The following is a 17803-nucleotide window of genomic DNA, read 5'->3' on the forward strand; positions in this document are numbered from 1 at the left end:
TGAACTGCAATGGCCGATGGGGAGAGCCCACCCCCGGCCCCTCCCGCTTGCGGGAGGGGAGGATATAATGCCCGCTCCTAATGAAGGCTCCTCTGTCCGCCTCCTCCGCGTGGGCGAACAGGTGCGCCATGTCCTGTCCGACATTCTCCAGCGCGGCGACGTGCATGACGACGTCCTCGCCAGCCATGTGGTGAGCGTCACCGAAGTCCGCATGTCCCCCGACCTGCGCCATGCGACCGTCTTCATCAAGTCGCTGCTCGGCCAGGATGAGGAAGCCGTGCTGAAGGCGCTGCGCACCAACACCGCCTATCTCCAGCGGGAGGTCGCGACCCGTATCCGCCTCAAATATGCGGCGAAGCTCAAATTCCTCGCGGACGAGAGCTTCGATGAGGGCACCCATATCGACAGGCTGCTCCGCGATCCCAAGGTCGCCCGCGATCTGGAGCAGCCCGAAGGCGAGGACGAATAGGCAATATGCTCCGGCCTTGGCAGGAGCATGCTGTACTCGGCCAGGCATCGTCCCCCATCGACGCGACGGCGCAGCCCGGCTAACAGCGTCTCTCCCGCAGGCAAGGCAAGGGGCAGGGCAGATGAAAAGAACCGGCATAGTCGCGATCGCGCTTTTGGCCCTGGCCATACCCGCCGCAGCCAGGGAAGCGCCGGTCCACCCCGCCGTCGTCAGCGACCCCGCGCCCGACGCGGCCTACCCCGCCGGCATGAGCGCCTTCACCATCCCCTCGCAGGACGGCCTGCTCAACGCCGTCCTCTATACCGCCGCCGGTCCGGGGCTTCACCCGACGCTGCTCCTCCTCCACGGCTTCCCCGGCAATGAGCAAAATCTCGACCTGGCCCAAGCCGCCCGCCGCGCCGGGTGGCATGTCCTCACGCTCCACTATCGCGGCTCCTGGGGCAGCCCCGGCAGCTTCTCCTTCACCCACGCCTCGGAAGACGCCTGGAACGCCCTGCAATATCTCCAGCAGTCCGCCACTGTCGCCAAATATCGCATCGACACCAGCGCCCTCGTCGTCGCGGGCCACAGCATGGGCGGTTTCATGGCCGCCGATGTCGCCGCCGCCGAACCCCATGTCGCCGGCCTGTTCCTGATCGACCCCTGGGACCCGGCCGAAACCGTCCCGACCCTCTCCACCCCCCAGGGCGAGGCCGCCTGGAGGGCCGAAGTCGCCAGCGACCTGCCACCCCTGCAAGGCGCCACCTATGACAGCCTCACCGCCGAAATCCGCACCAACAGCGAGAAATTCGACCTTGGCCGCAAGCTGGTGGGCTATGGCCGCCGCCCGCTCACCATCATCGGCGCGGAACGCGGCATCGGCGCCATGGCGCGCAAGGTGACGGCAGACGCGCAATCGGCCAATCCCGACACGCGCCTGGCGGTCTGGCCGACCGACCACAGCTTTTCCGACAGGCGCATCGCCCTGGCCGACGCGCTCGTCCGCTTCCTCAAGCAGATCGCCCCCATGGCGCGCTGACCGATGGCCAAGCTCTATTTCTACTATAGCTCGATGAACGCAGGCAAATCGACGACCCTGCTCCAATCCAGCTTCAACTATCGCGAACGCGGCATGGAAACCATGTTGTGGACCGCCGCCGTGGATGACCGCTACGGGAAGGGGCACCATGGAAAGGGACGCATCGTCTCCCGCATCGGGCTGGACGCGCAGGCCCATCTGTTCGACCCCGCCACCGATCTCTTCGCCGCCATCGCCGCCCGACAGGCACGGACGCCGCTCTCCTGCGTGCTGATCGACGAGGCGCAATTTCTGAACGAGGAACAGGTCTGGCAGGTCGCCGCCGTCTGCGACCGGCTGAACATTCCGGTGCTGTGCTACGGCATCCGCACCGACTTCCAGGGCAAGTTGTTCGAGGGCAGCGCCGCGCTGCTCGGCCTGGCCGACACGCTGACGGAGATCAAGACGATCTGCGAATGCGGGCGGAAGGCGACCATGAACCTGCGCGTCGATGCGGAGGGGCGCCCCATCCGTGAGGGCGAGCAGACGGAAATCGGCGGCAATGACCGCTATGTCGCGCTTTGCCGCCGCCATTTCGTGGAACGCCGCTCCGGCTGCTGACCGCCGCACATGCCGCGACGGCGCGGAAAGGGCTGACAACGGGCGACAGGAGGGCTAGAGCGCGCCGCCATGCACGGCTGGATCATCCTCGACAAACCCTTTGGGCTAGGCTCCACCCAGGCGGTGAGCGCGGTGAAGCGCGCCCTGCGCCAGAGTGGCGCGGGCAAGTGGAAGGTGGGCCATGGCGGCACGCTCGACCCGCTGGCGACCGGCGTGCTGCCGATAGCGGTGGGGGAAGCGACCAAGCTCGCCGGACGGATGCTGGACAGCGACAAGATCTACGATTTCACCATAGGTTTCGGCCTCCAGACCGACACGCTGGACCTTGAGGGCCGGGAAATCGCCACCAGCCTGCATCGCCCCACCCTGGCGGAGGTGCAGGCGGTCCTGCCCCGTTTCACCGGCCCGATCGAGCAGGCGCCGCCTGCCTACAGCGCGATCCTGATCGACGGCCGGCGCGCCTACGACCTTGCCCGCAAAGGGGAGGAGGTCGTGATGAAGACGCGCGCCATCACCATCCACAACCTCGCCATATCCCCGCCCCAGGGGCCAGCGAAGCCTGGAGAAGGGGAGGGCGGAGCGGAGATCGGCGAAATCACCCTGCGCGCCCATGTTTCGAAGGGCACCTATATCCGTTCCCTCGCCCGCGACATCGCGCGCGCGCTCGGCACCGTCGGCCATGTCACCATGCTGCGCCGCATCAAGGCCGGCCCCTTCGCCCTGCAATCCGCGATTTCGCTGGACAAATTGGACGAAGCTGCTAGGGGCGGCGACATCGTGCAGCTCATGCTGCCGTTGACGGCGGGGCTGGACGACATCCCGGCTCTCGCAGTCTCTCCCGACGATGCGCTCGCTCTCCGACAGGGGAAGGTGCTCGTGGGGAAACCGCATACCGGCCTGATGCTGGCGATGGAGGGCGAAACGCCCGTCGCGCTGGTCGAAGCCAGTGGCCCGGAGGTCCGGGTGGTGCGCGGCTTTAATCTCTAATCTCAGAAAGGAAGCCGATGTCGATCACTGCAGAGCGCAAGGAAGCGCTGATCAAGGAACATGCCCGCGCCGAGGGCGACACCGGTTCGCCGGAAGTCCAGGTTGCGATCCTCTCGGAGCGTATCGCCAACCTGACCGAGCATTTCAAGGGTCATCACAAGGATAACCACAGCCGTCGCGGCCTGCTGATGCTGGTCAACAAGCGCCGTTCGCTGCTGGATTACCTCAAGAAGAAGGATGGGGCCCGGTACACCGACCTCATCGCCAAGCTGGGCTTGCGCAAGTAAGTCTGCTAAAGAAGGAACGGCCCCCATGTCGGGGCCGTTTCCGATTCTGACAACATGGCGCTGGGCAATCCGGCATGGCGTCATGATCCGGGGGACATCCCCCACACCGTTCGCCCTGAGCTTGTCGAAGGGCACTCCTTCTTTTGAAGGGAAGGATTGGGCTTCGACAAGCTCAGCCCGAACGGAGGAGAGATAGGCTCTCCATCCATGGACCATCCGGTCCGAAACAGGCCCCGCCCGGCAATAGGGCCAGGCGGGCGAAGGAAAAAACCAATGTTCGATGTAAAGAAGGTATCAATCGAGCTGGGCGGCAAGACCCTCACGCTCGAAACCGGCCGCATTGCGCGTCAGGCCGACGCCGCCGTGCTGGCGACCTATGGCGAAACCGTGGTGCTGTGCGCCGTGACCGCCGCCAAGTCGGTGAAGGAAGGACAGGACTTCTTCCCGCTGACCGTCCATTATCAGGAAAAATATTCGGCCGCCGGTCGCATTCCGGGCGGCTTCTTCAAGCGTGAACGCGGCGCCACGGAAAAGGAAACGCTGGTTTCCCGCCTGATCGACCGCCCGGTCCGCCCGCTCTTCCCCGAAGGTTTCTACAATGAAATCAACGTCATCGCTCAGGTTCTGAGCTTCGACGGCGAAAGCGAGCCCGACATTGTGGCGATGATCGCCGCTTCGGCTGCGCTGACCCTGTCGGGCGTGCCTTTCCTGGGTCCGATCGGCGCCGCCCGCGTCGGCTACAAGGATGGCGAATATCAGCTGAACCCGTCGCTGGACGAAGTGAAGACCGGCGAACTCGACCTGGTCGTCGCCGCCACCGGCAATGCGGTGATGATGGTCGAATCGGAAGCCAAGGAACTGTCGGAAGACGTCATGCTGGGCGCCGTCCTCTTCGCGCATGAAGCGTCGAAGAAGGTCGTCAACGCGATCATCGACCTCGCCGAAAAGGCCGCGAAGGACCCGTGGGACGTCGCCAAGGGCGATGATCTGGATGACCTCAAGAAGAAGCTCAAGAAGCTGATCGGCAAGGACATCACGGCCGCCTACAAGCTGACCGACAAGTCGGCCCGCTCCAACGCGCTCAATGAAGCCCGCGCCAAGGCGAAGGCTTATTTCACGGAGGAAGGTCTCGACGCCCAGACCGTCATGGCCGGCATCAAGCTGACCAAGAAGCTGGAAGCCGAAATCGTTCGCGGCGCGATCCTGAAGGACGGCAAGCGCATCGACGGCCGCACCACCACGCAGATCCGCCCGATCGAGGCGATGGTGGGCTTCCTGCCGCGCACCCATGGTTCGGCGCTGTTCACCCGTGGCGAAACGCAGTCGATCTGCACCACGACGCTGGGCACCAAGGACGCGGAGCAGATGATCGACGGCCTGACCGGCGTTCATTATGAAAGCTTCATGCTGCACTATAACTTCCCGCCCTATTCGGTCGGTGAAGTCGGCCGCTTCGGTGCGCCGGGCCGTCGCGAAGTCGGCCATGGCAAGCTGGCATGGCGGGCCCTGCACCCGGTCCTGCCCAGCAAGGAAGAATTCCCCTATACCATCCGCGTGCTGAGCGATATCACCGAGTCCAACGGCTCGTCCTCGATGGCGACGGTCTGCGGCGGTTCGCTGTCCATGATGGACGCGGGCGTTCCGCTGAAGCGTCCGGTGTCGGGCATCGCCATGGGCCTGATCCTGGAAGGCTCCAAATTCGCTGTCCTCAGCGACATTCTGGGCGACGAGGATCACCTGGGCGACATGGACTTCAAGGTGGCGGGCACGGAAGCGGGCATCACCACCATGCAGATGGACATCAAGGTCGCCGGCATCACGCAGGAAATCTTCGAGGTCGCGCTGCGTCAGGCGAAGGAAGGCCGCGCCCATATCCTGGGTGAAATGAGCAAGGCCCTGTCCTCGACCCGCACCGAACTGTCGGCTCATGCCCCGCGCATCGAAACGATCCAGATCGACAAGGCGAAGATCCGCGACGTCATCGGCACCGGCGGCAAGGTCATCCGCGAGATCGTCGCGGAAACCGGCGCCAAGGTCGACATCGACGACGAGGGCATCATCAAGATCAGCTCGTCCGACATCGCCCAGATCGAAGCCGCCAAGAAGTGGATTCTCGGCATTGTCGAGGAAGCGGAAGTCGGCAAGATCTACACCGGCAAGGTCGTCAACATCGTCGACTTCGGCGCCTTCGTGAACTTCATGGGCGGCAAGGACGGTCTCGTCCACGTCTCCGAAATGAAGAATGAGCGCGTCGAAAAGCCGACCGACGTCGTGTCGGAAGGGCAGGAAGTGAAGGTCAAGGTTCTCGAAATCGACCCGCGCGGCAAGGTTCGCCTGTCCATGCGCGTCGTCGATCAGGAAACCGGAGAGGAACTGGAAGACACCCGTCCGCCCCGCGAACCCAGGGGGGATCGGGGCGGCGACCGTGAAGGCGGCCGTGGCGACCGCAATCGCCGTGATCGTGGCGGTGACCGGGGCGACCGTGGCGGCCGCGGCGGCGATCGCGGTCCGCGCCGCGACCGCGGTCCGCGCGGCGAAGGCAGGGGCGGCGATGACGACGGCTCCAACGCCGGTCTGCCCGACTTCCTGACCCAGGACTGATCCGGTTCGTCGGACTCGGGAAAAAGAAGGGGCGTCCGGCTTGCCGGGCGCCCTTTTTTGACAGGATTTGAATGTTTCCTGATCTCCATCAATTGGCGGGCGTGGAAGTTATGTTACGGTAACGACCAGGGCGCAGGGGGATCTATGCAGCGCAGGAACGAAAGATTCGTGGAGCGTCTGCCGCTTGTCCTGCGACGGCCCTGGCATGCCTATTTGCTGGCCACCATCTTCTGCCTCACCGCCTTGGCCATTCGCACCATGGCGGAAAGCGCCATGCCCATCGGCTACCCCTTCGTATCCTTCTTCCCCGCCGTCATCCTGTCCTCCTTCCTCTTCGGGGTGCGGCCGGGCATCTATGCGGGCGTGCTTTGCGGGCTGTTGTCCTGGTATTTCTTCATCCCGCCGCGCATGGGCTTCGCACTGCATCCGGGCGTGCTGCTGGCGCTCGGCTTCTACAGCGCGGTGGTGATCGTGGACATCGCGCTGATCCATCTGATGCAGAAGGCGAATTTCAACCTGGCGATCGAGCGCGAACGCAGCCGCGTGCTGGCGGAAAACCGCGAATTGCTGTTCCACGAACTCCAGCACCGCGTCTCCAACAATCTTCAGGTCGTCGCCGCCATGCTTTCGCTCCACCGGCGCCATGTCGATCATGACCTGGCCCGCCGCGCGCTGGACGATGCCTCCGCCCGGCTGGCGCTGGTCGGCCGCATCAGCCGCGCCCTCTACAATCCGTCGGGGGAGGGGCAGAATATCCGCGCCTTCCTGACGACATTGACCGCCGACGTGCTGGAGGCCAGCGGCCGCGACGACATCGCTCTGACCGTCGACGCGCCCGACGCCCTGACGCTGGAACCCGACATCGCCGTGTCGATGGCGCTGATCGTGACCGAAGCGGTCAACAACGCCATCGAACATGGCCTGCCGCATCGCGGCGGCAGCATCCATGTCGGCCTGGACGTCAGCGACGGCACGATCAGCCTCAACGTCACGGACGACGGAAAGGGATTGCCGCCCGATTTCGATCCCGGTTTCAGCCAGAGCCTGGGCCTCCGGATTTCCAATGCCCTTGCCGGCCAGTTGAACGGCCGCTTCTCGCTCATGCCGTCGGCGACGGGCGGCGCGACCGCACGGCTCGACCTGCCTGTTCGCGCATAGCGACCGGCACGCACATTCTGCCGCTTGGCGAGGCGCATTCGCTCCGCTATGACCCGGCCATGCTGACGAAAACCATGACGCGCATCGGCGCGGCTACCGCACCGCTTCTGCTTGCCGCCCTGCTCTCGGGCTGCGCGACGTCGAAGAACAAGGCCGACACCCAATATGTCGCCCGCGACGTGTCGACGCTCTACAATGCGGGCAAATACCGCCTGGACCGCGGCCAGTACAAGCTCGCCGCCGCCCTGTTCGACGAGGTGGAGCGCCAGCATCCCTATTCGCCCTGGGCGCGCCGGGCGCAGCTCATGTCCGCGTTCAGCTATTACATGAATCAGGATTATCCGGAATCGATCGGCGCGGCCCAACGCTTCCTGTCGATCCACACCGGCAACAAGGACGCGCCCTACGCTTATTATCTGATCGCGCTCTGCTATTATGAACAGATTGCCGACGTCACCCGCGACCAGAAGATCACGCAACAGGCGCTGGATGCGCTGGGCGAGCTGATCCGCCGCTATCCCGACACCCGCTATGCCGCCGACGCCCGGCTGAAGATCGACCTCGTCAACGATCACCTCGCCGGCAAGGAGATGGAGATCGGCCGCTTCTACCAGCGCCGTGGCCAATGGCTTGCCGCCACGCTGCGCTTCCGCACGGTGATCGACAAATATCAGACGACCACCCACACTCCGGAAGCGCTGGAGCGTCTGGTGGAAAGCTATCTCTCGCTCGGCATCCCCGCCGAAGCGCAGAAGGCCGCCGCCGTGCTGGGCAAGAATTATCCGGGTTCGAAATGGTATGAGCGCAGCTACAAGCTGATGCGCGAACACCCCAATAAAGCATGATCTGGTCCCCCTCCCGCGAGCGGGAGGGATTAGGGATGGGCCGCGAGCGAAGCGAGCGTTCCGCCCCAGCGTTGAAAGAAGCGCCGCTGGCGCGGTGCACCCACCCCCGGCCCCTCCCGCCTGCGGGAGGGGGGAGTCGCTCGCCTTTGCTGACTGCCCTGTCCATCCGCAACGTCGTGCTGATAGAGGCGCTGGACCTGGATTTCGGGTCGGGCCTGGGCGTGCTGACCGGCGAGACCGGCGCGGGCAAGTCGATCCTGCTCGATTCGCTGGGCCTCGCGCTGGGCGCCCGCGCCGACAGCGGCCTCGTCCGGACGGGAGAGGCGCAGGCCAGCGTCACCGCCACGTTCGAGGCGCCCCGCACCGATCACCGCGCGACGAACCTGCTGGCCGAAAACGGCATCGACATCGAACCGGGCGAACCGCTCATCGTCCGCCGCACGGTCAAGGCTGACGGCGGCAGCCGCGCCTTCGTCAACGACCAGGCCTGCTCGGCGGCGCTGCTGCGCGACCTTGGCAGCGCGCTGGTCGAAATCCACGGCCAGCATGACGATCGCGGCCTGCTCAACCCGCGCGGCCACCGCGCCCTGCTCGACGCCTATGGGCGCTGCGACACGGGCGCGGTCGCCCACGCCTATCACGCCTGGCGCGCCGCCGCCGACCGCCTCGCGGAAAGCCGCGCCAGCGTCGAAAGCGCCGCCCGCGACCGCGATTACCTGACCCATGCGGTGGAGGAACTCACCCGCTTCGCCCCCGAACCCGGCGAGGAAGCAACGCTGGCCGAAGAGCGCGCCACCATGCAGAAGGGCGCGCGCCTCTCCGACGACCTTTCCGCCGTCACCGAATGCTTCACCGGCTCCGACGGCGGCCTCGCCCAGTTGCGGCAGGCCGCCCGCCGCCTCGACCGCATCGTCAGCGAATATGAACCGCTGGCCGAAGTCCTCGCCGCCCTCGACCGCGCCGTGATCGAGGCCAGCGAAGCCGAAGACCGCCTCAACGAAGCCGCCGAAGCGCTCAGCTTCGACCCCGCCCGTCTCGACGCCATAGAGACCCGCCTGTTCGACCTGCGCGGCCTCGCCCGCAAACATCAGGTCCAGCCCGACGATCTCGCCGCCCTGCGCGACGACATGGCCGCGAAACTGGCCGCGATCGAGGGCGGGGAAGACCATCTCGCCGCCCTCGAAGCCGAGGTGAAGGGCAGGGCCGCCGCCTATCGCACCGCCGCCCAGGCCCTCTCCGCCGAACGCCAGGTGGCCGCCGGAAAGCTCGACGCCGCCGTCGCCGCCGAACTCGCCCCGCTGAAGCTGGACGCCGCCCGCTTCCGCACCGTCGTCGCGCCGCAGGAGGAGGGGCAATGGGGACCGCACGGCATGGACCGGGTGGAATTCGAAATCTCCACCAACCCCGGCGCACCCTTCGCGCCGCTGGTCAAGATCGCATCGGGCGGCGAACTCTCCCGCTTCATCCTCGCGCTCAAGGTCGCGCTGGCGGAGCAGGGCGGCGCGGACACGCTGATCTTCGACGAGATCGACCGCGGGGTAGGGGGCGCCGTCGCCTCGGCCATCGGGGAACGCCTGTCCCGCCTGTCGCAAACCAACCAAATCCTCGTCGTCACCCACAGCCCGCAGGTCGCGGCGCGCGGTGCAGGCCATATGCTGATCGCGAAGTCGAGCGACGGCACCGTCACCCGCACCGGCGTGCACGCGCTGAGCGACGGCGAACGCCGCGAAGAAATCGCCCGCATGCTCTCCGGCGCCGAAATCACGGCGGAGGCAAGGGCCCAGGCCGAACGATTGTTGGAAAAGCTATAAGCCGGCTTTCGACCATAGCTGGTCGTTCGGTTGGCCCGCTGCCGCACTCCAAAGCGGGCGTTGCCGGAAAACGCCTGATTGTCGGCGTGTCGCCCGTTTCTTAAGAAAATCTCGCTACCCACAGACCAGATTCGCGGAGCCGGATAAGGGGCAAAGACAATGGCGCTATTTGGGTTTGGTCGGAAAAAAACGAAAGACAGTAATGATCGGTGGGCCGGGTGGCCCGAAACTCTCGATGTTCGCGATAGCGATGACGTAAATTGGATCAAGCAAAGCAACGATCCGCTCGTATGGCACACGGCGGCGATCGCTTGCTTGATCTTTCGCGGTGATAAGCATGGCCTGATGGCATGGCTTGCTCGGCAGCCATCTCTCGACAGAGTGACCGCAGCGGCCATGTTCATGCATGGCAGCAACGGGGTCCGCTATCTCACGAATGGTAACGTCGAGGCCGTCCGCATGCAGCCAATACAAGTGCAGGAGATGATTGATCTCTTATGCGATCTCAGCGAAACATACGCTCTCGCCGACAATGGAATTGGCATGGCATCCGGTTGGGAAGCGGAGAGGACAGAGACCATCGCGGCTTTGGCTGACAATCCGCGCGCGCCGATGAGGATTCTAGAGCGCCCTATCGATCAACAGACTGCGGCGATGCCATACACCGATATTGGTGAGGGCGAGCTGGTATCGGAGAAGTTTATTCGCGAGAATATGCCATTCTTGCGCGACTAACGCCCTCCTGACGCTAATCACATGTTTGCCGTGCAGTCGTCATGCAATCCTGCGGAAATCGCGCCGCAGGGCGCATTGCACGGTCATAATGCACACTCAACTGTCCGAAAATCACTGTCGGATTGAGGATGTGTCCGACAACCTCGCTCGCGGGGGTTTCCGACATGACGAAATGACCGCTATCGGCCTATGCTTTCCCGTAGGCCGCCTTTCCGCCTTCCCACCCAACTCCGTCATTCCCGCGAAGGCGGGAACCCATCTCCTGACCTCGCCTCAACTACAGCGGTGGGGAGATGGATCGCCGCCTGCGCGGGGATGACGATAGAGAGTTGACGGCTGTCGAGCCGCCCATAACCGCTACCAGCATCGCGATGCTGGCGCTAAAGAGAGGCGCATGACCGACCCCACGCAAATGACCGAAGCCGAAGCCGCCAACCGCCTGATGCGCCTCGCACGCGAAATTGCGCGCCATAACCGGCTCTATCACGATCAGGACGAGCCGGAGATCGCGGACGCGGACTATGACGCGCTGGTCCGCGAGAATAACGCGCTGGAGGCCGCCTTCCCGCACCTCATCCGCAGCGATTCCCCCAATGCCCAGGTCGGCGCCGCGCCCACCTCCGCGCTCAGGAAGGTCCAGCACGCCGTCCGCATGATGAGCCTCGACAACGGCTTCGCGGACGAGGACATTGCCGAATTCATCGCCCGCGTCCGCCGCTTCCTCGCGCTCCCCGAAGACGCCCCCGTCGCCCTCACCGCCGAACCCAAGATCGACGGCCTGTCCTGCTCCCTCCGCTATGAGAAGGGCGAACTGGTCCTCGCCGCCACGCGCGGCGACGGCACGACGGGGGAAGACGTCACCGCCAATGTCCGCACCATCCCCGACATCCCGCAGCGCCTGACCGGGCAAGCCGTCCCCGACCTGTTCGAGGTGCGGGGCGAAGTCTATATGGCCAAGGCCGATTTCGTCGCCCTCAACGCGCGCCTCGCCGCCGAAGCCGACGACCCGGAAAAGGCCCGCCAGTTCGCCAATCCCCGCAACGCCGCCGCCGGTTCGCTGCGCCAGAAGGACGCCGCCGTCACCGCCAGCCGCCCCCTGCGCTTCCTCGCCCATGGCTGGGGGGAGGTCAGCGCCGTCCCCGCCGAAACCCAGCTCGGCGTCATGCAGGCCATCGCAGGCTGGGGGCTGCCCGTCTCCGACCGCCTCACCTGCGTCGACACGCTCGAAGCCCTCATCGCCCACTACCGCGCCATCGAAGCCGCCCGCGCCGACCTGCCCTTCGACATCGATGGCGTCGTCTACAAGGTCGACCGGCTCGACTGGCAGCAACGCCTCGGCTTCGTCGCGAAGGCTCCGCGCTGGGCCATCGCCCATAAATTTCCCGCCGAACGCGCCCAGACCACGCTGGAATCCATCGACATCCAGGTCGGCCGCACCGGCAAGCTGACCCCGGTCGGCCGCCTGACCCCCGTCACCGTCGGCGGCGTCGTCGTCTCCAACGTCACCCTGCACAATGCCGATGAGATCGAGCGGCTGGGCGTCCGCCCTGGCGACCGCATCGTCGTGCAGCGCGCCGGCGACGTCATCCCGCAGGTGGTCGACAATCTCACCCGCGACGAACCGCGCACCCCCTTCGCTTTCCCCGATCATTGCCCCGTCTGCCATTCGGAAGCCGTGCGCGAGGAGGGGGAGGTCGATATTCGCTGCACCGGCGGCCTCATCTGCCCCGCCCAGCGTTTCGAACGGCTGCGTCATTTCGTCAGCCGCGCCGCGCTCGACATCGAAGGGCTGGGCGAAAAGAGCATCCAGGAATTTCTCGACCTGGGCTGGATCGCGGAGCCGGCCGACATCTTCCGCCTGAAATCGCATCGCGCCGACCTGCTCGGCCGGGAGGGGTGGAAGGAAAAGTCCGTCGACAATCTCCTCGCCGCCATAGAGGCCAAGCGCCAGCCGGATGCCGCCCGCCTGCTTTTCGGCCTGGGCATCCGTCATATCGGCGCGGTGACCGCCCGCGACCTGCTCAGGCGCTATACGACGCTGGAGGGGATCAGCGCGCTCGCTGCCGGCATCATCGCGCTGCGCGACGCCGCCGCCCCTGCGGAGGGGGAAGAGGAATCCCGCTTCCGCAACCGCCTCGACAAGGCGATAGCCGAATATATCGGCGTCGAGAATGTGGGATCGGCGGTCGGCCACGCCTTGGCCGATTTCTTCCACGAGCCGCATAATGTGGACGTCTGGAACGACCTGCTGCGGGAAGTCTCCCCGCCCGACTATCTGGTCGAAACCACCGCCAGCGCGGTCACGGGCAAGACGGTGGTGTTCACCGGCAAGCTCGAAACCATGAGCCGCGACGAGGCCAAGGCGCAGGCCGAACGACTGGGCGCCAAGGCCGCCGGTTCGGTCAGCGCCAGGACCGACCTGGTGGTAGCCGGTCCCGGCGCGGGCTCGAAGCTCAAACAGGCCGCCGCGCTGGGTATCGATGTGATCGACGAAGCCGCATGGGCCGAAATCGTCAAGGCCGCCGGATAGGTCGGGCGGACGACCGGCCAACAGGGCATTGACCGCTTCCCCTCCCCTTCAGGGGGGACCGAGGGGTGGGGGCGTGCCCCACGCGCAACTTCGCCTGCTGGACGCTCCCGCACCTGATCCTTCAAACGAGGCGCGGTTCGAACCTGAAAGGGGAGGGGCCCAATGACCGTAAACCTTCAGAGCGCGCTGCGTTGATCGGGAGCACGTCGCGCGCTCCGGGCTTCTGTCACCGCATCGTCCCAATCGGAAGACCGGTTCCCATCCTCAACCCGCCCCCTCCAGCTTGTCCTGCGTCCGCGTATCGAAATCGCTGGCCTCATGCCGCTCCCGAAGCTGCTCCTCCAGCGGCCCGTTCGCCTTGTTGACCATCCGCCCGCGCTTCACCGCAGGCCGCGCGTCGATCTGCTTCGCCCAGCGCAGCACATTCCCATAGCTCTGCACATCGAGGAACTCCGCCGCATCATAGGCCCGGCCCAGCGCGACCCCGCCATACCAGGGCCAGATCGCCATGTCCGCGATCGTATACTCATCCCCGGCAATATATTCATGCTCCGCCAGTTGCCGGTCCAGCACGTCCAACTGCCGCTTCGCCTCCATCGTATAGCGGTTGATCGCATATTCGAACTTCTCCGGCGCATAGGCGAAGAAATGGCCGAAACCTCCGCCCAGCAGCGGCGCGCTGCCCATCTGCCAGAACAGCCAGTTGAGCGTCTCGGTCCGCCTGGCCGGATCGGTCGGCAGGAAAGCACCGAATTTCTCGGCCAGATAGATCAGGATCGATCCGGATTCGAACACCCGCCGGGGCGGCGAGACGCCATGGTCCATCAGCGCCGGGATCTTGCTGTTGGGATTGACCGACACGAAGCCGCTGCCGAACTGGTCGCCCTCGTTGATCCGGATCAGCCAGGCGTCATATTCGGCGTCCTTGCCCGCCGCCAACAGCTCCTCCAGCATGATCGTCACCTTCTGCCCATTGGGCGTGGCGAGCGAATAGAGCTGGAGCGGGTGCTTGCCGACCGGCAATTCCTTCTCATGGGTCGGCCCGGCGATCGGCCGGTTGATATTGGCGAAGGCGCCGCCGCTTTCCTTGTCCCAGGTCCAGACGCGCGGCGGAATATAGGCTGTGTCGGTCATGCAGGCGTCTCCTTCGAAGGCGGGAACGGGATGGGGCGGGCAGGGGCCCGCCGCTCCGGGCTAGGTAAGGATCGACCCTGTCCGGTGCAAACCCCGCATGATCAAAAAAGGCGGCGCGGCGGCCCCGGCTGCATTGGTCGCATTTTTTGCACGTGGAAGGCATTTCGTCGCTGCCCCGGCTGTCTCTGCCGGCAGGAAAGGCCTATAGCCGCCCGCGTCATCATGTCTTTCGCGCTGCGGTCGCGGGCGGCGGGACGAAAAAAATTTGCACGGGGCTCTTGATCGTCCGGCCTTCCCGTCCATATGAAACGGCGCTGGCACTCCCCGACAGGGAGTGCTAACAGATACGGGTTCATCGGGGAGAAGGAGCCGGAGTCGCGTGGCGATTCCACCCCCCTCCCATTCAACGTCGTAAAGAGGGAAAGGCAATCAACATGGCATTTCGTCCGTTGCATGACCGCGTTCTCGTTCGCCGCGTAGAGGCGGAAGAGAAGACTGCCGGCGGCATCATCATCCCCGACACCGCCAAGGAAAAGCCGCAGGAAGGCGAAATCGTCGCTGTCGGCACCGGCAGCAAGTCGGAAGACGGCAAGGTCACTCCGCTGGACGTCAAGGCCGGCGACCGCATCCTGTTCGGCAAGTGGTCGGGCACCGAGGTCAAGGTCGACGGTGAAGACCTGCTGATCATGAAGGAATCGGACATTCTCGGCGTCGTCGCGTAAAGCGGCGAAGCTGACGGTCATTCCTATTTTTGGCGGATTTTCGTGCCTGTAACGGTGTGAACTTCGCAAGATTTGCAATTCTCAAAGAGAGGTAGAAGATCATGGCAGCGAAGGACGTAAAGTTTTCGCGTGACGCTCGTGAGCGCATCCTGCGCGGCGTCGACATCCTGGCCGACGCGGTCAAGGTGACCCTGGGCCCCAAGGGCCGCAACGTCGTCATCGACAAGAGCTTCGGCGCGCCCCGCATCACCAAGGACGGTGTTTCGGTCGCCAAGGAAATCGAACTGAAGGACAAGTTCGAGAATATGGGCGCCCAGATGGTCCGCGAAGTCGCTTCGAAGACCAACGACATCGCCGGTGACGGCACCACCACCGCGACCGTCCTGGCCCAGGCCATCGTGCGCGAAGGCATGAAGTCGGTCGCCGCCGGCATGAATCCGATGGACCTGAAGCGCGGCATCGACCTCGCCGTCGCCAAGGTGGTCGAGGACATCAAGGCCCGCTCGAAGCCGGTTGCCGGTTCGAACGAAGTCGCCCAGGTCGGCATCATCTCGGCCAATGGCGACCGTGAAGTCGGCGAGAAGATCGCCGAAGCCATGGACCGCGTCGGCAAGGAAGGCGTGATCACCGTCGAGGAAGCCAAGGGCCTCGATTTCGAACTGGACGTCGTCGAAGGCATGCAGTTCGACCGCGGCTACCTGTCGCCCTACTTCATCACCAATCCGGAAAAGATGCAGGTCGAACTCGCCGACCCCTACATCCTGATCCACGAAAAGAAGCTGTCGAACCTGCAGTCGATCCTGCCGATCCTCGAAGCCGTGGTTCAGTCGGGCCGTCCGCTGCTCATCATCGCGGAAGACATTGAAGGCGAAGCGCTGGCGACCCTGGTCGTCAACAAGCTGCGCGGCGGCCTGAAGGTCGCTGCGGTCAAGGCGCCTGGCTTCGGCGACCGCCGCAAGGCCATGCTGGAAGACATCGCCGTCCTGACCAAGGGCGAAGTCATCTCCGAAGACCTCGGCATCAAGCTTGAGAACGTGACCCTCGGCATGCTCGGCACCGCCAAGCGCGTCACCATCGACAAGGACAACACCACGATCGTCGATGGCGCCGGCGACGGCGAAGCGATCAAGGGCCGCACCGAGCAGATCCGCGCTCAGATCGAGACCACCACGTCCGACTATGACCGCGAAAAGCTGCAGGAGCGTCTGGCGAAGCTGGCTGGCGGCGTGGCCGTCATCAAGGTCGGCGGCGCGACCGAAGTCGAGGTGAAGGAGCGCAAGGACCGCGTCGACGACGCGCTGCACGCGACCCGCGCAGCCGTTGAAGAAGGCATCGTCCCCGGTGGCGGCACGGCCCTGCTGTACGCGACCAAGGCCCTCAAGGACCTCAAGGGCGCCAATGACGACCAGACCCGCGGCATCGACATCATCCGCAAGGCCATCGAAGCGCCGCTGCGCCAGATCGCCAGCAATGCGGGCGTCGACGGCGCCGTCGTCGCTGGCAACCTGCTGCGCGAAAATGACGAGACCAAGGGCTTCAACGCCGCGACCGACACCTATGAGAACCTCGTCGCCGCTGGCGTGATCGACCCGACCAAGGTCGTCCGCGCCGCGCTGCAGGACGCCGCTTCGGTGGCCGGCCTGCTGATCACGACCGAGGCGACCATTGCCGAACTGCCCTCCGACGACAAGGCGCCGATGGGCATGCCCGGCGGCGGCATGGGCGGCATGGGCGGCATGGACTTCTAAGACCGCGTTGCGGGCGGGCCCTTGGCTCGCCCGCGATGTTGGGAGTCCAAATCCGGAAAAAACGGAAAAGGCCGATGGAGCGATCCACCGGCCTTTTCCTGTCTTCGATCGTCAGGTTCCTCGCTTAAGCGGGGGGCGCCCGGCCCTATTTGCCTGGCGCTTGCCTTAGATCAAATTCAGATTCTTCAGATATGTGCGCACCACATTGCGAGTGATGCCCAATGCTTCGGCGGTCTTGATCTGATTTCCATGGCATTGATGAAAGGCCTCCGTTATCGTGAAGGCCACCAGCCGGTCGAGCAGACGATCGTGCCCACCATTCAGCAGCCGAGCGACGAAGGGCCTTGCCGCCTCTTCCAGCGCCGCGGGGTCGGCGGTCGGATCGGTCAATTCGCTGAGGTTGCCAAGACCGAGATCGGCGGGCTGGATGCGCCCGCCCTCGCAGATCAGAGCGGCACGATGGATCGCATTTTCCAACTCGCGAATATTGCCGGGCCAACCATGGCGGAACAACGCCTCCTCGGCCGCCGCGCTCAGTTCCAGCCGGTTCACGCCTGCCTTTGCACCATAGATTTCAAGGAAATGGCGCGCCAGGGGAAGAATATCGGCTCTGCGCTCCCGCAGTGGCAGAAGGGGGATGGATACGACCTGCAGGCGATAGAAAAGATCTGAACGGAAACGACCCTCGTTGACCGCCTGCTGCAATTCGACATTGGTCGCTGCGATGACGCGGACATTGAGCGGCACGGCCTTGCGCGAGCCCAGCCGAACGACTTCCCGTTCCTGCAATACCCGCAAGAGCTTCACCTGCAAGGGCAGGGAAAGGTCGCCCAGTTCGTCCAGGAACAACGTCCCGCCATTGGCCGCCTCGAACCATCCCGCCCGCGCGACATTGGCGCCTGTGAACGCGCCCTTTTCATAACCGAACAATTCGCCTTCGATCAGCGATTCGGAAAAGGCGCCGCAATTGACCGCGACGAAAGGCGTATGCGCCCGGTCGCTGAGGCTGTGCACATAGCGCGCGACCAGCTCCTTGCCGGTGCCAGTCTCCCCCATGATGGTGACACGCCTCGAAGAGGAGACCCGGATCGGCAAAGGCGGGACCCTGGCGGCGCAGCTGTCGCGGCTCGACCTGATCGTTCTCGACGAGCTCGGTTA

The 17803-nt window shown here is 64.9% G+C and carries 15 protein-coding genes and 1 pseudogene; 14 read left to right on the plus strand and 2 right to left on the minus strand.

The features are described 5' to 3' along the window. The first annotated feature begins 67 nt into the window (after positions 1 to 67). The 11 genes from rbfA to ligA all read left to right on the plus strand — a co-directional run bounded on the left by rbfA (position 68) and on the right by ligA (position 13041). Complete coding sequence (gene rbfA / locus A0J57_RS13675) at positions 68 to 469, plus strand: 30S ribosome-binding factor RbfA (RefSeq protein WP_061936344.1); 402 nt, start codon at positions 68 to 70, stop codon at positions 467 to 469. Between the two features lie 121 nt (positions 470 to 590). Then, entirely contained in the window at positions 591 to 1487 is an 897-nt protein-coding gene (locus A0J57_RS13680; protein ID WP_061936348.1) for an alpha/beta hydrolase, read from the plus strand. Positions 1488 to 1490: 3 nt separating this feature from the next. Further along, a complete protein-coding gene (locus A0J57_RS13685) occupies positions 1491 to 2087 on the plus strand; it encodes a thymidine kinase (protein ID WP_061936351.1) in 597 nt (198 codons plus the stop codon). Between the two features lie 69 nt (positions 2088 to 2156). Next, positions 2157 to 3074, plus strand: coding sequence for a tRNA pseudouridine(55) synthase TruB (truB, locus tag A0J57_RS13690; RefSeq protein WP_061936353.1), 918 nt, complete (start codon positions 2157 to 2159; stop codon positions 3072 to 3074). Positions 3075 to 3091: 17 nt separating this feature from the next. Next, on the plus strand, positions 3092 to 3361 hold the full coding sequence (rpsO, locus tag A0J57_RS13695; RefSeq protein ID WP_007689051.1) for a 30S ribosomal protein S15: 270 nt from the start codon (positions 3092 to 3094) through the stop codon (positions 3359 to 3361). A 273-nt stretch (positions 3362 to 3634) separates the two neighbouring features. Continuing rightward, positions 3635 to 5962, plus strand: a complete 2328-nt coding sequence (gene pnp, locus A0J57_RS13700; RefSeq protein ID WP_061936356.1) for a polyribonucleotide nucleotidyltransferase — start codon at positions 3635 to 3637, stop codon at positions 5960 to 5962. 144 nt (positions 5963 to 6106) lie between these two features. After that, the gene (locus A0J57_RS13705; protein ID WP_061936359.1) at positions 6107 to 7120 is read left to right on the plus strand and encodes a sensor histidine kinase; all 1014 of its coding nucleotides are present in this window, start codon (positions 6107 to 6109) and stop codon (positions 7118 to 7120) included. A 59-nt stretch (positions 7121 to 7179) separates the two neighbouring features. After that, complete coding sequence (locus A0J57_RS13710; RefSeq protein ID WP_044661915.1) at positions 7180 to 7965, plus strand: outer membrane protein assembly factor BamD; 786 nt, start codon at positions 7180 to 7182, stop codon at positions 7963 to 7965. A 146-nt stretch (positions 7966 to 8111) separates the two neighbouring features. Beyond that, positions 8112 to 9776 (plus strand): DNA repair protein RecN, encoded by a 1665-nt coding sequence (gene recN, locus A0J57_RS13715; protein WP_061936362.1) that lies wholly within the window; start codon positions 8112 to 8114, stop codon positions 9774 to 9776. A 159-nt stretch (positions 9777 to 9935) separates the two neighbouring features. After that, entirely contained in the window at positions 9936 to 10511 is a 576-nt protein-coding gene (locus A0J57_RS13720) for a hypothetical protein (RefSeq protein ID WP_061936364.1), read from the plus strand. 394 nt (positions 10512 to 10905) lie between these two features. Then, positions 10906 to 13041, plus strand: coding sequence for an NAD-dependent DNA ligase LigA (gene ligA / locus A0J57_RS13725; protein ID WP_061936367.1), 2136 nt, complete (start codon positions 10906 to 10908; stop codon positions 13039 to 13041). Between the two features lie 264 nt (positions 13042 to 13305). Here ligA and yghU read toward each other — a convergent pair whose 3' ends face one another. After that, a complete protein-coding gene (gene yghU, locus A0J57_RS13730; protein ID WP_061936370.1) occupies positions 13306 to 14175 on the minus strand; it encodes a glutathione-dependent disulfide-bond oxidoreductase in 870 nt (289 codons plus the stop codon). Between the two features lie 434 nt (positions 14176 to 14609). Between yghU and groES the strand changes: the two genes are divergently transcribed. Together groES and groL are read left to right on the plus strand one after the other, a co-directional pair. Further along, a complete protein-coding gene (groES, locus tag A0J57_RS13735) occupies positions 14610 to 14897 on the plus strand; it encodes a co-chaperone GroES (protein WP_025549259.1) in 288 nt (95 codons plus the stop codon). Between the two features lie 101 nt (positions 14898 to 14998). Next, a complete protein-coding gene (groL, locus tag A0J57_RS13740; RefSeq protein ID WP_025549258.1) occupies positions 14999 to 16645 on the plus strand; it encodes a chaperonin GroEL in 1647 nt (548 codons plus the stop codon). Between the two features lie 165 nt (positions 16646 to 16810). On the opposite strand, the gene A0J57_RS13745 is transcribed toward groL, so the two are convergent. Beyond that, positions 16811 to 17701, minus strand: coding sequence for a sigma-54-dependent Fis family transcriptional regulator (locus A0J57_RS13745; protein WP_061936373.1), 891 nt, complete (start codon positions 17699 to 17701; stop codon positions 16811 to 16813). Between the two features lies 1 nt (position 17702). On the opposite strand from A0J57_RS13745, the pseudogene A0J57_RS26905 reads away from it, so the two are divergent. Further along, positions 17703 to 17803, plus strand: a pseudogene (locus A0J57_RS26905) (ATPase); the annotation flags it as partial.

It is taken from the genome of Sphingobium sp. 22B, assembly GCF_001580035.1.
GTDB classification, from domain to species: Bacteria; Pseudomonadota; Alphaproteobacteria; order Sphingomonadales; family Sphingomonadaceae; genus Sphingobium; species Sphingobium fuliginis.

Excerpts from the sequence above, each read along its gene's own strand:
- A0J57_RS13680 (WP_061936348.1), top strand. The coding sequence starts at position 591 with ATGAAAAGAACCGGCATAGTCGCGATCGCGCTTTTGGCCCTGGCCATA.
- rbfA (WP_061936344.1), top strand. The coding sequence starts at position 68 with ATGCCCGCTCCTAATGAAGGCTCCTCTGTCCGCCTCCTCCGCGTGGGC.
- A0J57_RS13745 (WP_061936373.1), bottom strand. The coding sequence starts at position 17,701 with ATGGGGGAGACTGGCACCGGCAAGGAGCTGGTCGCGCGCTATGTGCAC.
- pnp (WP_061936356.1), top strand. The coding sequence starts at position 3,635 with ATGTTCGATGTAAAGAAGGTATCAATCGAGCTGGGCGGCAAGACCCTC.
- A0J57_RS13705 (WP_061936359.1), top strand. The coding sequence starts at position 6,107 with ATGCAGCGCAGGAACGAAAGATTCGTGGAGCGTCTGCCGCTTGTCCTG.
- A0J57_RS13710 (WP_044661915.1), top strand. The coding sequence starts at position 7,180 with ATGCTGACGAAAACCATGACGCGCATCGGCGCGGCTACCGCACCGCTT.
- ligA (WP_061936367.1), top strand. The coding sequence starts at position 10,906 with ATGACCGACCCCACGCAAATGACCGAAGCCGAAGCCGCCAACCGCCTG.
- truB (WP_061936353.1), top strand. The coding sequence starts at position 2,157 with ATGCACGGCTGGATCATCCTCGACAAACCCTTTGGGCTAGGCTCCACC.
- A0J57_RS13720 (WP_061936364.1), top strand. The coding sequence starts at position 9,936 with ATGGCGCTATTTGGGTTTGGTCGGAAAAAAACGAAAGACAGTAATGAT.
- groES (WP_025549259.1), top strand. The coding sequence starts at position 14,610 with ATGGCATTTCGTCCGTTGCATGACCGCGTTCTCGTTCGCCGCGTAGAG.
- groL (WP_025549258.1), top strand. The coding sequence starts at position 14,999 with ATGGCAGCGAAGGACGTAAAGTTTTCGCGTGACGCTCGTGAGCGCATC.
- rpsO (WP_007689051.1), top strand. The coding sequence starts at position 3,092 with ATGTCGATCACTGCAGAGCGCAAGGAAGCGCTGATCAAGGAACATGCC.
- A0J57_RS13685 (WP_061936351.1), top strand. The coding sequence starts at position 1,491 with ATGGCCAAGCTCTATTTCTACTATAGCTCGATGAACGCAGGCAAATCG.
- yghU (WP_061936370.1), bottom strand. The coding sequence starts at position 14,175 with ATGACCGACACAGCCTATATTCCGCCGCGCGTCTGGACCTGGGACAAG.